This window comes from Blautia liquoris (assembly GCF_015159595.1).
Classification (GTDB): Bacteria; Bacillota; Clostridia; order Lachnospirales; family Lachnospiraceae; genus Novisyntrophococcus; species Novisyntrophococcus liquoris.
The window spans coordinates 1,154,517-1,167,461 of the sequence record NZ_CP063304.1; the positions used below are offsets into that span (position 1 = coordinate 1,154,517).

The following is a 12,945-nucleotide window of genomic DNA, read 5'->3' on the forward strand; positions in this document are numbered from 1 at the left end:
TACATTATGGGGAAAAGAAAATGGAACATCATACTTGGAACAATGATATTGGGGTTTGGTCTTATCTTAACGGGATGTGGAGAAAAGCAAAAAAAGTCAACTGACACAGGAGATCAGAATTCGGAGAAAAAGTTGACGGTTGCAATACAAACCAGTAGTTTTGTTACTGATTATGAGGATAATTTTTTTACAAAATATCTGGAGAAGAAAACAGGAATTGATTTGACCTTTTATCAGATGCCTGCCGATGCATCTGAATTTCGCACAAAAGTTTCTCTGATGGTGACAAATGGAGAGGAAATGCCAGATGTAATTATCTGTGATAACTGTCTTACGCCAGAGACAATACTCGATTATGGGTCGAAAGGGGCATTCATCCCCTTAAATGATTACATATATGATGAAAAGAAATCCCCAAATTTCAATAAGATTCCAAAGGAAGATCAAGATGTTATTCTTCAGGCAATTACAAACGCAGATGGGAAGATTTACAGTCTTCCCAAATATGAACCTGAGACATGGAACCTCACTCCCTATCGTATGTATATCAATGGAAGCTGGCTAAAGAAACTGAATCTTCAGCCACCTGAAACAACAGAAGAATTATACCAGGTTTTAAAAGCATTCCGCGAACAGGATCCAAATGGAAATGGACAGAATGATGAAATTGGGGCATATGGTTTCTTGAATGGCGGGTATGGGGAAGCGTCACCTTGGGCGTTAATGAATTCATTCGTGTTTTATAATGGCGGCGGTCAAAACGGAGGTCTTTCACTTGATGAAAATGGAAAGGTCATAGCACCATTTACAACGGAGGAATGGAAAGACGGACTCCGTTACATGAATCAGTTATATGAAGAAGGCCTGATGCCGGCATCAGTATTTACAGATGATGACACGCAGTTTAAAGCTACGCTCAATGCTGAAACGAATGTCGTAGGATTTGTCAGTTCAGGGAGTACTAGTGTATGGGGTGATGCAACGAAAAGTATAAATTTCCAGGAGATGGATATTATTAAACCTTTGAAAGGACCCAAAGGAGTAGCGTATACACCATATAGCTCTTATTCTCCGTCGAATGCATTCTTCATAACCTCTGCCTGTAAAGATCCTGATTTAGCCTTTTTATTAGGAGACACATTGCTTGACAATGAGACTGGACTGGTAGCCAGATATGGAGAAGAAGGTGTTGATTGGTCCAGAGAAGAATCCGATATGGAAGGAAATTCATCTGTGGCGGTGTATTCTGGAATGTATGATAAACTTTCCCTTGTTACGACAAGTAATCTGTGGGTTGAACAGCAGAATCAGACATGGAGAAATGTGAATCCGAGATATGCTTCACTAAAGCAAGGAACAACGGTTGGCAATAAACTGATTCCATTCGATCCGGACTCCAAGAACGATCAGTTGGGACTTGTAAACCTTGAGAACTATTATCCTGCACATCCTGAGGAGATTTTGCCATTACTTCATTATAGTGAAGAAGAGGCGGCTGCGGTAACTCAGGCCCTTACAAGTATTCCAGACTATATCAAGCAGTCCACTTCGGAATTTGTAATTGGGCAGAGAAATATTGACAGTGATTGGGAAAATTATAAAAAAGAGCTAGACAGTATGGGCTTAAGTGAATGGATTAAAAACGCACAGTCTGCATATGAGAGAATGAAGAAACAAGAAGCGAAATAAATGGTATCTTGATTCAGGGACAGACTATTGTTTAAACAATAGTCTGTCCGGTTAAATTCCACAAGAAGGAGGCGTATCAGAAATGAATAACACTTTAAAGAAGATCAAAAGCAGATGGCAGATTTATCTGATGTTGTTAGTCCCACTTGTCTGGCTGATCATATTTGCATATGTTCCCATGGGTGGATTGATACTCGCGTTTAAAAAATATAATTTTCAGCTGGGAATATTTAAAAGCGAATGGGTAGGGCTAGATAATTTTGTGAAGTTTTTTCAGTCTTTCAAATTTCCAATTATACTGAGAAATACACTTACCTTATCTATCTATAGTTTGCTTGCTACATTTCCCATTCCTATTATTTTTGCACTTTTTCTTAATTCCATGCTTGGAAAGAGATATAAGAAAATAATACAAACAGTCACTTATATTCCTTATTTCATCTCAATCGTGGTTATGGTGGGACTGTTATTTCAACTGCTAAACAATCGAATTGGAGTATATGGAAATCTGTATCGTCTTTTTACTGGACACTCTGCGCCCGATATTCTGGCTGAGGGAAAGAATTTTAAACATATATACGTTTGGTCGGGAGTGTGGCAGAATACGGGGTACAGTGCAATTATATATATTGCCGCACTTTCCGGTGTTGATAGTTCTCTTCACGAAGCTGCAATGATAGATGGAGCATCAAGGTTTCAGCGAATGATCCATATTGATATTCCAGCTATTTTACCTACTGCAAGCATTATGCTTGTTTTAGCGGTAGGCAATATAATGAATATAGGATTTGAAAAAGTGTTGTTGATGCAGAATAATCTAAATTTGAATTACAGTGAAATAATATCTACTTATGTTTATAAGGTTGGATTGGCAAGTGGAATCAATGACTTCTCACTTTCGACAGCAATTGGACTTTTTAACTCTGTTATCAATTTCGTTCTCCTGGTTATTGCCAATACAACAAGTAAGAAATTAAGTGGAAATGGAATTTTCTAATAATGGGAGGAAAGATATGAAAAATTTCAGGAATTACAGTCGTTCTGACAAGATGTATTATATTCTGACAACAGCATTTTTAACTCTTTTCTTTATTATCGTTCTATATCCATGTATATTTGTAATTGCAGCATCGTTTTCATCCGGAGATGCCGTTCAGGCCGGAAAAGTATTTTTTTGGCCCGTTGATTTTTCACTGGAAGGATATAAATCTGTGTTTGGCACAAAGACAGTATGGATTGGATTCCGTAATTCTCTCTTTTATATGGTTGTCGGCACTATTATAAATGTCTGCATGACAATGGTAAGTGCCTATTGTCTTTCAAGGCCAGACGTTCCCGGAACGAATGGTATCATGTTACTATTTACTTTTACAATGTTTTTCAGCGGCGGAATGATACCGAGCTATCTGTTGGTTCAAAAACTTCATCTGCTTAATACCATGTGGGCACTGATTATTCCCGGGTCTATCAGTGTATATAACTTAATTGTTGCCAGAACATTTATTAAAAGCAGCATTCCTATAGAATTAATGGAAGCTGCAAGAATGGATGGATGTAGTGATTTCAGATATTTTATAAAGATAGTTCTGCCATTATCGAAAGCAATTATAGCTGTGTTAGTGCTTTTTTATGGTGTGGCACATTGGAATTCCTTCTTTAATGCAATGATCTATTTGAACAAACGAGAGTTGTTTCCCCTGACCTTATTCCTGCGTGAGATATTGATGGCAGATCAGATTGATCCTTCTGCCATTCAAGATCCGGAATTGCAGGCACAATTTGCAAAGGCCGCAGGGGTAATAAAGTATGCCCTGATTGTAGTAAGTTTGATACCGGTAATGGTTATATATCCTTTTGTACAGAAATATTTTGTAAAAGGTGTAATGATCGGTTCTGTTAAAGGATAGAAAAAAGAGAAACCTGCGGGGGGATGCAAATGGAAAAGTTAAAAAGAACGCTGCGGTCGAAATCGTTACTTAAGTATTTTCTAATCTATCTGTCTTGTTTTATGATGATCCTTGTTATTTTTCTTGGTATGATTCGTGAATCGTATCGTATCCTTAAGAAAAATGTGATGAAGTCTAGCAACAATTATCTTGAGGAAAAGATAACGAGATTAGAGAATGACATCTCAAAACTTAGTAAATCCTCAGATGCATTATACAGAAGTCAGTCTTTTGCTCTATTGCAGCATACAGACGGCTCAATGGATAAAGCAAATATTCTGGCTGTCAAGAATGTGCATGATCAGTTTCGGAGTCTTAAGGAAGCAATCTCCTCCGCGTCACAAGAGCAAATGGTTCCTTATGGGCTCCTTTTGTTTCGATCAAATGATATTATCGCCGATACTGAACGATGTTCAGATCACTATAAACTGTATTATAATACATTTTTGACGGTTGAATACAACAGTAGACAACTCAACGCAGAAGAATTTAAAGATCTTCTTTTTGAACCCACAGATGATTTTAGAAGGTATATAAAACTAGATTCTATTACATTCCCCAATAAAGCAGGTAAAATATTGACCATAAAAGAAGGAATTTTGATACCTATTGGAAACTTGTCAGACAGAAATACGGCAATGTATATTCTAATGTCTTCTGATGCACTATACCATTCATTCATGGAGCAATATATAACTGGCGGTTATATTCGGGTTTTATATAAGGGGAATACACTTGTAAATAAAGGAACAGGAAACGAAGCAGATAAGAATTCAAAAGAAAAAAATGACTACATTTTTAAGAAGAAATCAACGGTTTTAGGCTGGGATATTGAGATGGGCCTTGATGAAAAGATCATTGATAATCAGATGATTCATATAAAATATATTCTTGGCAGTTATATTGTTCTGGGTATCGCCGGAATGTTTCTTTTAGCGTTTTTAATGAGTTATCGCCAATACTTAAGTATTCAAAAGTTATTCGATTCCTTCGATGGAATTCCTGATAATTCTGGAGGGGGAAATGATTATATTCGACTCGGAAACATGATTGAGAATATTTTGACGCAGAATGACAATTATCAGCAATTGGTAGAAGAGTCAATTCAGGAAAATGAAATTATCCTGATGCAGGACTTGATACTACGAGGGGTCAGTTCTCCAAACATTGTGAAGTTGATAAATAAACATTTTAATAATAGTCTGGAATTCTTTTGTGTTGTGGTTATTCAAATGCCCCGGAATATGGATCGAGTTCAAGTTCTTCATATGTACCTTGATGAGAAGATCAAACAATTTTCAGACAGGGAATATGATATTGTACAAACTTCAGAGGGAGAGTTAACTCTTATATTATCTATGAGCGCTGGTGAAGAGCCAACCACTTATCTTGTAGAGAAGCTGCTTACCGATATTATGAAAGATCTGACTGACATAGGAACAGATGAAACGTATCAATTTGCAGTCAGTTCCATAGGGACATGTATCAAAAACATTCATACATGTTACAATCAGGCAAAACAGATGCTGATTTACAATATCAACAAGAACCAAAGTTTTGTGGTGGCCTACAAAGTTGATGATAATTCTATGCGGGATAACAATGTTAATATAGAGAATCTGAATAGCTTTTATAGAACACTTATCAATGGAGAAAAAGACCAGGCACAACATATACTGGATAAATTGATTTCCAATTATAAAAAAATGCCATTTCGATTCGAAAATAGTAAGCAGACAGCTTTTTATTCCGTTTATAATACGATTCAATCTGCAAGCCAGAATTATCCGGAAAAGTATTTTGCAGACCTTGAAGTTTGTCACCCTTGCGACGATTTTGATATTAATGAGTTTGAAAACATGTTAACCAATTTTGTAGAAAAGTATTTTCGCGCGATAGCAAAATATAAACTGGATTCAGATAATAACTTGGAGAAACGACTGGTTTCATACATCGATAATAATTATCAGCGCGCAGATCTTACGATTTCCATAGCATGCCGCGATAATTCAATAACCCCAACATTGATGAATGAGACTTTAAAAAAATATTGTGGGATGACTTTTGCGGCCTGCCTTGAAAATAAAAGAGTGCAGGAAGCAAAATCCTATCTTAAATACAGTGATTTTTGCAATGAAAAAATAGCCGATAAAGTTGGCTTTGGGGCAGTAAACACCTTTTATCGGGTATTTCAGAAATGTACATATATGACGCCGGGACAATATCGAGAGCCACATACAGCAGAGAATCAGCACAGTAAATAGGTAAAAAACATTACTCTCAACAACGCTTAGGAGAATAGCATAGTGGAAAGAAGAATACCCTGTCGTTTAATGAAAGATTCATTCAGCGGCAGGGTATATATCTGTCCTTATGCATGAAATAAAGAAAGACATATTTGTTGGCTGCAGTAGTTTTTTTGACATTATGCCAGTAGTGATATAAGATAGAAGTAGAAACAGAAGACATACCGCCGCAGGGAATTGCGAAAGACCCATTATGAATAGGGGATAGGGGTGAAAGTCCTATCCTCCGCAAGAGATAGGAAGGAGAGTATGATTATATGTTTTTACAAATATCATACAGGATATAAAAATGAGGGTAATTGGAAAAGAAGTCAAACACAAAGCCTTTGGGCAGGGAACAATAACAAGTCATTCAGGAAATATCGTTACAGTCTCCTTTTCAAAAGAAGATAAAAAGTTCATATATCCTGATGCATTTGACAGCTTTTTAACGTTTAAAAACCAGTCTGATCAAAATGAAATAAGTATCATATGTAACAGCAAGTTAGAGAAGGAGAATGCGCAAAAAAAGGTATTGGAGGAAAAACAGGAGCACCGTCAAAGGCTTCTTTCTCTAAAGATCACACCAAAATCTCAGGCGGCTTTTAACATTGATTTGAATGATTTAAATGAAATCTTTTCATCAGGCACTATCTCAACCGGATATTATCTAAGTGGTCATTCAAAGGGGGAACCGCGCATTCCAAGTAAGCTAAGGCCTAACTCTGCCTGCTTGCTGACCGGACGCTCTTCTAAAACTACGGAAAAAGAGCGGCGGATACTGGGAGTTATTATGGTAAAGGATGACTTTTGGGGAGATTCATGTAAAAATGGAATTGTAGAATTACACGACAAGTATAGAATACGCTTGGATCCAAAAAAAAGTATGCTGTATTGGGACTATTTTGATGGTAGTGATCCTCTTCCACGTTGGGGAAATACAGCATTCAAGTATTTTTCAAACAGTACGATGCAGCGAATTCTGCTGGAAATAAAGAAAAAATCCCGGAATGCCGAAAACGAGAAGGAAATTAACGCATTCTACCAATATTTCAGTGACATTAATCATTTATAAAAAAGAAGTCAGAGACTGTCCGGCGTATAGCAGGTGAGCGACTTAATGCAGTGCGCTGGGGAATTAAACATGTTAGAATGGTTATAGACTATGATGTTTCGAAAATATATTATGGGGCAGCAAGGCTGCCCCATAATATATTAACAATATCAGCATCCATATAGATAGGATTTTGTGCCTTTATCAATGTAAGCCCTCCAGATTGCAAAATTGTAGGGGCAATTCCAGTCAATTTGTGTCTGTGGATTTTCAAAAACTTGGTTTAATTTGTTATGGTTAAAGATAATTGATCCATGTTGATCAAAAGATACCCCGTCTACCCACATCATCCAGTCATCAGAAACAATTTCACGAAATTCGCAATTTCTGGTATTATAAACTCCAATTCCTTTCTTTTCTTCCATGGTATAAAAGATATTTCCACGATTATCACCGCACATGCCATCGGTTGTCGTTCCTTTGCTTCCCAGAGCGCAAACACGGCAGTCGATCTCTTCTAGAGGAGTCCCGTAATCACGCAGCAAAGCAGTGTCGATGGCATATAGATTCCTGGACGGAACCGAGCAATAATATAGTGTGCAGTGGTCAGCGGATAAGGCAATGCCATCAACTCCAAATTCGACAGGTTTGTCACTATATACACGTCTGGTGTCAATATCGAACTGGAAACCGGGAAGCGGCTGTGTGCTTGGCTGTTTATTAAGTACTCGCCGGAATGTTTTTGTTTTCATATTGTAAATGATAATTCCGCCAACAATCGGATGATTCTGCCATCCGCTGCCTGAATCTGTAATATAGACAAATCCGTTCTTATTGTCCACAACAAGGTCATTTAAAAAAGATGTTCGGTAAGGGGCTGCTTTATCGGGAATGATTATCGAATCTATCATCTTATTCGAGTTCAGATCCCACAAAAGCAATTTTTGTGAGCCTGGTTTCGATGGCTGATAGGCAATTTTTCCCTGATCTAAGATCCACATTCGGTTGTACTCGTCAATCTCATAACCCATGACAGACTGCAGTGCATCTACATTTCCTGCCTGGTTCCATTTCCAGCTTGGAAACGGCTCCAGAATAGCTTTGCCATCTTTCATAGCGATATAATTCAAAGTTGAGGGTATTCCATCTGTCCAGCGTGGAACAGCAGCGTAGAAGACGCCATTTTGATCAACCTTTATCCCAGTCGGAATAGCATGTTTCCAATATTGATTCTTTTCAAATTGTGCTTTCGTGGATTCGTTAGTAAAATTCCAGTATAACCGGTTCCAAGACAGTAACATTTCATAATTCATATAGCATATTCTCCATAATATACGCTGATTCAAGAACGTATGGTTCCTTTATAAGCTATGATATGCAAAATGGGATTATGATTTATCAAATATTATTATCTAAAGAATATGATGATTTTATTTGCATTTGTATGCGATGATTGTCACTTTCCCCTTTCCAGGATGCTTCTTGATCATGTATTTCTCGGGAAATGCTTCGAGTAGTTTGGTCAGTTTGATGAAGCCAAAGGTTCTCACATCAAAATCTGGTTTGGCTCTTTTGATATACTGACCGGCAAGGCTTACATTGACATATCCATCATCGTCCTGGAATTTATCTGACGCAATTTTTAACAGCTTGTGTATTTCATTGATATCATTTGTGCTGTCATTGTTATCGATTGTTTCTTCGGCTTCAGGAGCATTCCCTTTTGCTTTTTCATTGCCGGCATCTCCTTTTTTTGCGGATTTCTCTGATTCTGTATTGAGATTTTCCAAAAAAATAAATTCATCACAGCTGTTTCTGAATGCCTCTGGTGTTTTCTTTTCACCGACACCTATGACGTATACACCGGATTCATGCAAGGTGATCGCAAGTGGGGTATAATCGCTGTCACTTGCAACAATCACGAATCCATCATAAAGGTCTTTATGCAGCAGAGAGATGGTGTCAATGACGAGAGCCATATCCGTTGCATTCTTTCCGGAGGTGTAGTCAAATTGCTGCTGAGGTCTGATTGCCAGCCGCATGATTTCGCTTTCCCAGTTTTTTAAAGTATTCTTTTTCCAGTTTCCATAGGCTCTTTTGACTACAATACGGCCATGTGTTGAGATTTCCTGTATGACATCTTCCAGCTTTGACAATTGTGTGTTGTCAGCATCAATTAAAAGTGCAATTCGCTTTAAATTTCTCATGTTTCTCCTATTCCAAATAATAAATGATTGTTTTTGCAAAAGCTGCTCCATTTGAGCAGCAAGCTTACCCTTATTGTAAATGACAGCGATACGAAAAGCAATAAATAAATTTGTAAATTGTCAGCTTCTAGCTGGAAAGAAATGCAGTCAATATAGGTTGCTTTTATATAACACAATCTATTTGGGTTGCATTTATATCTTACTGTGTTATACTGTCCATGAGGTGAAGGTATGGAAAAATATTCTGCATTAATTATAGATTTGAAGAAATCCAGATCATATTCGCTTAATGATCGGAATTCACTACAAAAGTACATTCTTAAAGTGATAAAACATTTGAACAGCTTGTTTTCTCATTCGCTTGTAAGGGAGATTGAGTTCAGTGCCGGCGATGAGGTTCAGGGGCTGTTTATTTCTCCGGAGGCGTCGTATCTTTATTACAGATTGTTTGCCATGATTGTTTATCCGGTTGAAATCAGGGCCGGAATTGGTGTGGGTGAATGGAATGTCCAGATTATACATGCAAGTACTACAGTACAGGATGGACCGGTATATCATAATGCGCGGCATGCAATCAAACATGTAAAGGACACACAGGGATATCCGGTGCTTTTATATTCGGGCAATGAGAATGACAGATACGTCAACACAGTCATTAATTCCCCTTTTGCATTTACTGATAAGAATACAGAGTATCAAAATGATATGATGTTGATGTTGGAGCTGTTGTATCCGATAGACTGCAGTCATTCCATAGACTGCAGTAAAATCGCTCCGATCTTTCCACTTTTAGCATCAAAAAAAGAAATTGATTATTATACAAGGTTTCGAAAGGAAAAAGCTGTCAGAAACTATCCCTTTGATGTGGCCGAGAGCACACATGACAGCCCCATTTGTACAGATGCCGCAGAATTGACAAGTGGCTTTTTTACTACTTCCGGAAAAAAACGAGGAATGACAATTCAGCTTTCAAGAATGCTCCTTGTGAGCAGACAGAGTGTGGATAAGACTATAAAAACGGCTAATGTCTATGAAGCACGAAATTGTACTATTACGGCACTACAGTTTATGAATCAATATTTCTGAAAGGCTGGGTTTGATTATGATGATATATATTTTACTGGCGGCATATTTTCTCGCTGATTTTTCTTTTCAGCCTGCGAAACTGGCCATAAGAAAAAGAAAGAACTTCAGTTATCTGGCAGTCTATTCTGCTGTCTATGCAGCTGTATTTTTTCCGATTCTATTTGTTCTGGTGAAAGTTCGATATGCCTTTTTGGCGTATTTTTTCATAGTGATTTTACATCCGTTGATTGACAGAGGTAAAATATTGCTGGAAAGAAAATATGAGGATAAAACCTGTAAGTTTATATTATTTCTTGTGGATCAGGTCTTACATATCTTGCTTATCTCGGTAGTCTGCTTTACTTTTCAACTGGAGGAGCATACAAGTCTTATTTACGGAAAGCTGATGGAGTGGAATCATTTCAGGGAACTTGTTATCTACGTTTTGATTTTTGCTATTATATGGGATCCAGCCTCCGTATTCATAAAGAATTTGTTTCAATACTTGGATCGTTCAAATAGTGGTATTGCAGCGGATGAAGAGCCACAGATAGGAAGAATCATTGGAAAACTCGAAAGACTTATCATCTCCATCTTGATTCTGTGCGATCAGTTTGGGGCAGTTGGATTTGTGCTGACGGCCAAGAGCATAGCAAGATTTAAACAGTTGGAAGATAGGGATTTTGCAGAGAAATATCTGGTCGGTACATTGACCAGTACGGTAATTGCCTTTATCGTTACCCTTGTTTTGGGGCTGGCGATATGATTGCTGCCAGGGTCCTGAACATAAATTCTGCCATCCATGCCGGATGGCAGAAAGTGTCTGCAATATTTACTTTTTGTTTCGACCACAGATCGCATTGACAATCCAAAGAAGGATTACCGCGCCTAGAATGGAGACGAGCAGACTCCAGATGTTGAATCCGGTAATCCCCGTTCCTCCAAAGAAGTTCATAATAAATCCGCCGATAAGGCCTCCGACAATGCCGACGATAATGTTGGCAAGAGCACCCATACTTGCGTTATTCCCTGTTATCATACTTGCGAGCCAACCTGCAAGAGCTCCGATGATAAGCCAACTGATAATGCCCATAAAATCACCTCACATTCTATTTTCATGGTTATCATTTCCAAAAAATTACTTTTTGATTCACAGATATTTAATTTATTGAATTTTCACTTTACGCATGCTATAATCAGAAAACACAATATTCATCTATATCTCAATTTCAGGAAAGGATTATAAAGAAGCTATGAAAATAGCAATATTGGGTTACTCAGGAAGTGGAAAGTCAACCTTGGCTCATTTTTTATCAGAAAATATAAGAACGGAATGTCTCCATCTTGATCAAGTGCACTTTTCAAATAACTGGATTGAACGCCCGGATGCAGAAGCCAAATCGATGGTCAGTGATTTTATGGAGAAAACAGATTGGATCATAGATGGGAATTATACAAATCTTTACCATTCGAAACGACTGGAGGAAGCTGACCAGATTATTTTACTGCTTTTTTCCAGATGGGCAGCACTCAGACGTGTTCTTGCACGATATAATAAATTTCGTGGACAGACACGACCGGATATGGGCGATGGATGCAATGAAAAAATAGATTGTGAATTTATCTGGTGGATTTTGTATAAGGGACGCACAAAGCATAAGCAAGATCAATACAATAATATCCAGAAAAAATATCCTGATAAAACCATTATAATTCGAAACCAGAGGGAACTGGATAAACTATATCAGGAAATGAAAAATCGAAACCAGACCTAAGGCTTACATGAACAGATTTCAACGGATGTAAGTCTTTTTCATGCTTTTATATCCCCCCCATAGGCTTGTGTATACTCAATAAACAGGATACTATATAGGATGCAGGGATTGTTACGCACTTGTGCTCTCACAATCCTGAAAACATCTATGGAGCGAGGAAAAAATGAACGAAAATTATAATCAGGTTTTATATCAGGAAGAGGATCCGAAAGCATATATTGAAGACTACTGGACAAAACGATCCGAAGGATTTGCAAGTCTTCGAAAAAACGAATTACATAGTGACAAATATCAAAGATGGGAGAAGGAGATACTCACACAGCTGCCTACAGGAGATAATCTCAAGATACTGGATATCGGCTGTGGGGCCGGCTTTTTCTCTATTATCCTTGCCAAACACGGTCATCAGGTTGTCGGCATTGATCTGACAGAAAGTATGATTGCGGATGCTAAGATACTTGCTGCAGAGGAAGGGGTAAAGCCCACTTTTTGTACGATGGATGCTGAGAATCTGGATTTCGACGATGAGTCTTTTGACGTGGTGATATCAAGAAATCTCACGTGGACCTTGCCTCATCCACGAGATGCATATAGGGAGTGGATGCGAGTGCTGAAAAAAGACGGAGTTATGCTTAATTATGATGCGGAGTATGCCAAAGATCAGAAGACATCGAAACTGTCGGGCAGACATGCTCACGACGATATTTCAAAAGAGCTGATGAATCAGTGCAACGAAATCTATCATATGCTGGACATCAGCGAAAAGCACCGCCCCGAATGGGACCGTCTGATTCTGATGCAGATGGAGGTAAGTGAATGTGAAGTGAATCCGAACGTGGGGCAGGATATCTACAAAGAGAAGGATATGTTCTATATCCCAGTGCCTATGTTTCGAATCCGTGCGGTAAAAAGGGGATAGAACTT

General features: G+C 38.1%; 12 protein-coding genes. 9 read left to right on the forward strand and 3 right to left on the reverse strand.

The genetic code is table 11. From position 1 onward, the window contains the following. The first annotated feature begins 6 nt into the window (after positions 1-6). The 5 genes from INP51_RS05195 to INP51_RS05215 all read left to right on the forward strand — a co-directional run bounded on the left by INP51_RS05195 (position 7) and on the right by INP51_RS05215 (position 6,995). A complete protein-coding gene (locus INP51_RS05195; protein ID WP_193736665.1) occupies positions 7-1,689 on the forward strand; it encodes a type 2 periplasmic-binding domain-containing protein in 1,683 nt (560 codons plus the stop codon). 82 nt (positions 1,690-1,771) lie between these two features. Continuing rightward, positions 1,772-2,686 (forward strand): ABC transporter permease, encoded by a 915-nt coding sequence (locus INP51_RS05200; RefSeq protein ID WP_193736666.1) that lies wholly within the window; start codon positions 1,772-1,774, stop codon positions 2,684-2,686. 16 nt (positions 2,687-2,702) lie between these two features. Beyond that, the gene (locus INP51_RS05205; RefSeq protein WP_193736667.1) at positions 2,703-3,596 is read left to right on the forward strand and encodes a carbohydrate ABC transporter permease; all 894 of its coding nucleotides are present in this window, start codon (positions 2,703-2,705) and stop codon (positions 3,594-3,596) included. A gap of 29 nt (positions 3,597-3,625) precedes the next feature. Next, positions 3,626-5,899, forward strand: a complete 2,274-nt coding sequence (locus INP51_RS05210; RefSeq protein WP_193736668.1) for a helix-turn-helix domain-containing protein — start codon at positions 3,626-3,628, stop codon at positions 5,897-5,899. Between the two features lie 331 nt (positions 5,900-6,230). Beyond that, positions 6,231-6,995 carry a hypothetical protein gene (locus tag INP51_RS05215; protein WP_230406883.1) on the forward strand — a complete coding sequence of 255 codons (765 nt, stop codon included), beginning with the start codon at positions 6,231-6,233 and terminating at the stop codon, positions 6,993-6,995. A gap of 149 nt (positions 6,996-7,144) precedes the next feature. Here the strand turns inward: INP51_RS05215 and INP51_RS05220 are convergent, their stop codons facing one another. Further along, positions 7,145-8,287, reverse strand: coding sequence for an L-dopachrome tautomerase-related protein (locus INP51_RS05220; protein WP_207736898.1), 1,143 nt, complete (start codon positions 8,285-8,287; stop codon positions 7,145-7,147). A 117-nt stretch (positions 8,288-8,404) separates the two neighbouring features. Then, on the reverse strand, positions 8,405-9,181 hold the full coding sequence (locus INP51_RS05225) for an NYN domain-containing protein (protein WP_193736669.1): 777 nt from the start codon (positions 9,179-9,181) through the stop codon (positions 8,405-8,407). Between the two features lie 231 nt (positions 9,182-9,412). Here INP51_RS05225 and INP51_RS05230 point away from each other — a divergent pair, with 231 nt between their 5' ends. Both INP51_RS05230 and INP51_RS05235 read left to right on the forward strand, forming a co-directional pair. Then, complete coding sequence (locus tag INP51_RS05230) at positions 9,413-10,267, forward strand: SatD family protein (RefSeq protein ID WP_193736670.1); 855 nt, start codon at positions 9,413-9,415, stop codon at positions 10,265-10,267. Positions 10,268-10,283: 16 nt separating this feature from the next. After that, a complete protein-coding gene (locus INP51_RS05235) occupies positions 10,284-11,012 on the forward strand; it encodes a DUF3307 domain-containing protein (RefSeq protein WP_193736671.1) in 729 nt (242 codons plus the stop codon). Between the two features lie 66 nt (positions 11,013-11,078). Here INP51_RS05235 and INP51_RS05240 read toward each other — a convergent pair whose 3' ends face one another. After that, on the reverse strand, positions 11,079-11,339 hold the full coding sequence (locus INP51_RS05240) for a GlsB/YeaQ/YmgE family stress response membrane protein (protein ID WP_193736672.1): 261 nt from the start codon (positions 11,337-11,339) through the stop codon (positions 11,079-11,081). 160 nt (positions 11,340-11,499) lie between these two features. Here INP51_RS05240 and INP51_RS05245 point away from each other — a divergent pair, with 160 nt between their 5' ends. Beyond that, positions 11,500-12,021 (forward strand): P-loop NTPase family protein, encoded by a 522-nt coding sequence (locus INP51_RS05245; RefSeq protein ID WP_193736673.1) that lies wholly within the window; start codon positions 11,500-11,502, stop codon positions 12,019-12,021. Between the two features lie 163 nt (positions 12,022-12,184). Next, complete coding sequence (locus tag INP51_RS05250; protein WP_193736674.1) at positions 12,185-12,940, forward strand: class I SAM-dependent methyltransferase; 756 nt, start codon at positions 12,185-12,187, stop codon at positions 12,938-12,940. The last annotated feature ends 5 nt before the right edge of the window (positions 12,941-12,945 follow it).

What these genes read in the sequence shown, in the direction of transcription:
- INP51_RS05195 (WP_193736665.1), top strand. Translation starts at nt 7, where the DNA reads ATGGGGAAAAGAAAATGGAACATCATACTTGGAACAATGATATTGGGG.
- INP51_RS05235 (WP_193736671.1), top strand. Translation starts at nt 10,284, where the DNA reads ATGATGATATATATTTTACTGGCGGCATATTTTCTCGCTGATTTTTCT.
- INP51_RS05210 (WP_193736668.1), top strand. Translation starts at nt 3,626, where the DNA reads ATGGAAAAGTTAAAAAGAACGCTGCGGTCGAAATCGTTACTTAAGTAT.
- INP51_RS05240 (WP_193736672.1), bottom strand. Translation starts at nt 11,339, where the DNA reads ATGGGCATTATCAGTTGGCTTATCATCGGAGCTCTTGCAGGTTGGCTC.
- INP51_RS05220 (WP_207736898.1), bottom strand. Translation starts at nt 8,287, where the DNA reads ATGAATTATGAAATGTTACTGTCTTGGAACCGGTTATACTGGAATTTT.
- INP51_RS05245 (WP_193736673.1), top strand. Translation starts at nt 11,500, where the DNA reads ATGAAAATAGCAATATTGGGTTACTCAGGAAGTGGAAAGTCAACCTTG.
- INP51_RS05205 (WP_193736667.1), top strand. Translation starts at nt 2,703, where the DNA reads ATGAAAAATTTCAGGAATTACAGTCGTTCTGACAAGATGTATTATATT.
- INP51_RS05250 (WP_193736674.1), top strand. Translation starts at nt 12,185, where the DNA reads ATGAACGAAAATTATAATCAGGTTTTATATCAGGAAGAGGATCCGAAA.
- INP51_RS05215 (WP_230406883.1), top strand. Translation starts at nt 6,231, where the DNA reads ATGAGGGTAATTGGAAAAGAAGTCAAACACAAAGCCTTTGGGCAGGGA.
- INP51_RS05200 (WP_193736666.1), top strand. Translation starts at nt 1,772, where the DNA reads ATGAATAACACTTTAAAGAAGATCAAAAGCAGATGGCAGATTTATCTG.
- INP51_RS05230 (WP_193736670.1), top strand. Translation starts at nt 9,413, where the DNA reads ATGGAAAAATATTCTGCATTAATTATAGATTTGAAGAAATCCAGATCA.
- INP51_RS05225 (WP_193736669.1), bottom strand. Translation starts at nt 9,181, where the DNA reads ATGAGAAATTTAAAGCGAATTGCACTTTTAATTGATGCTGACAACACA.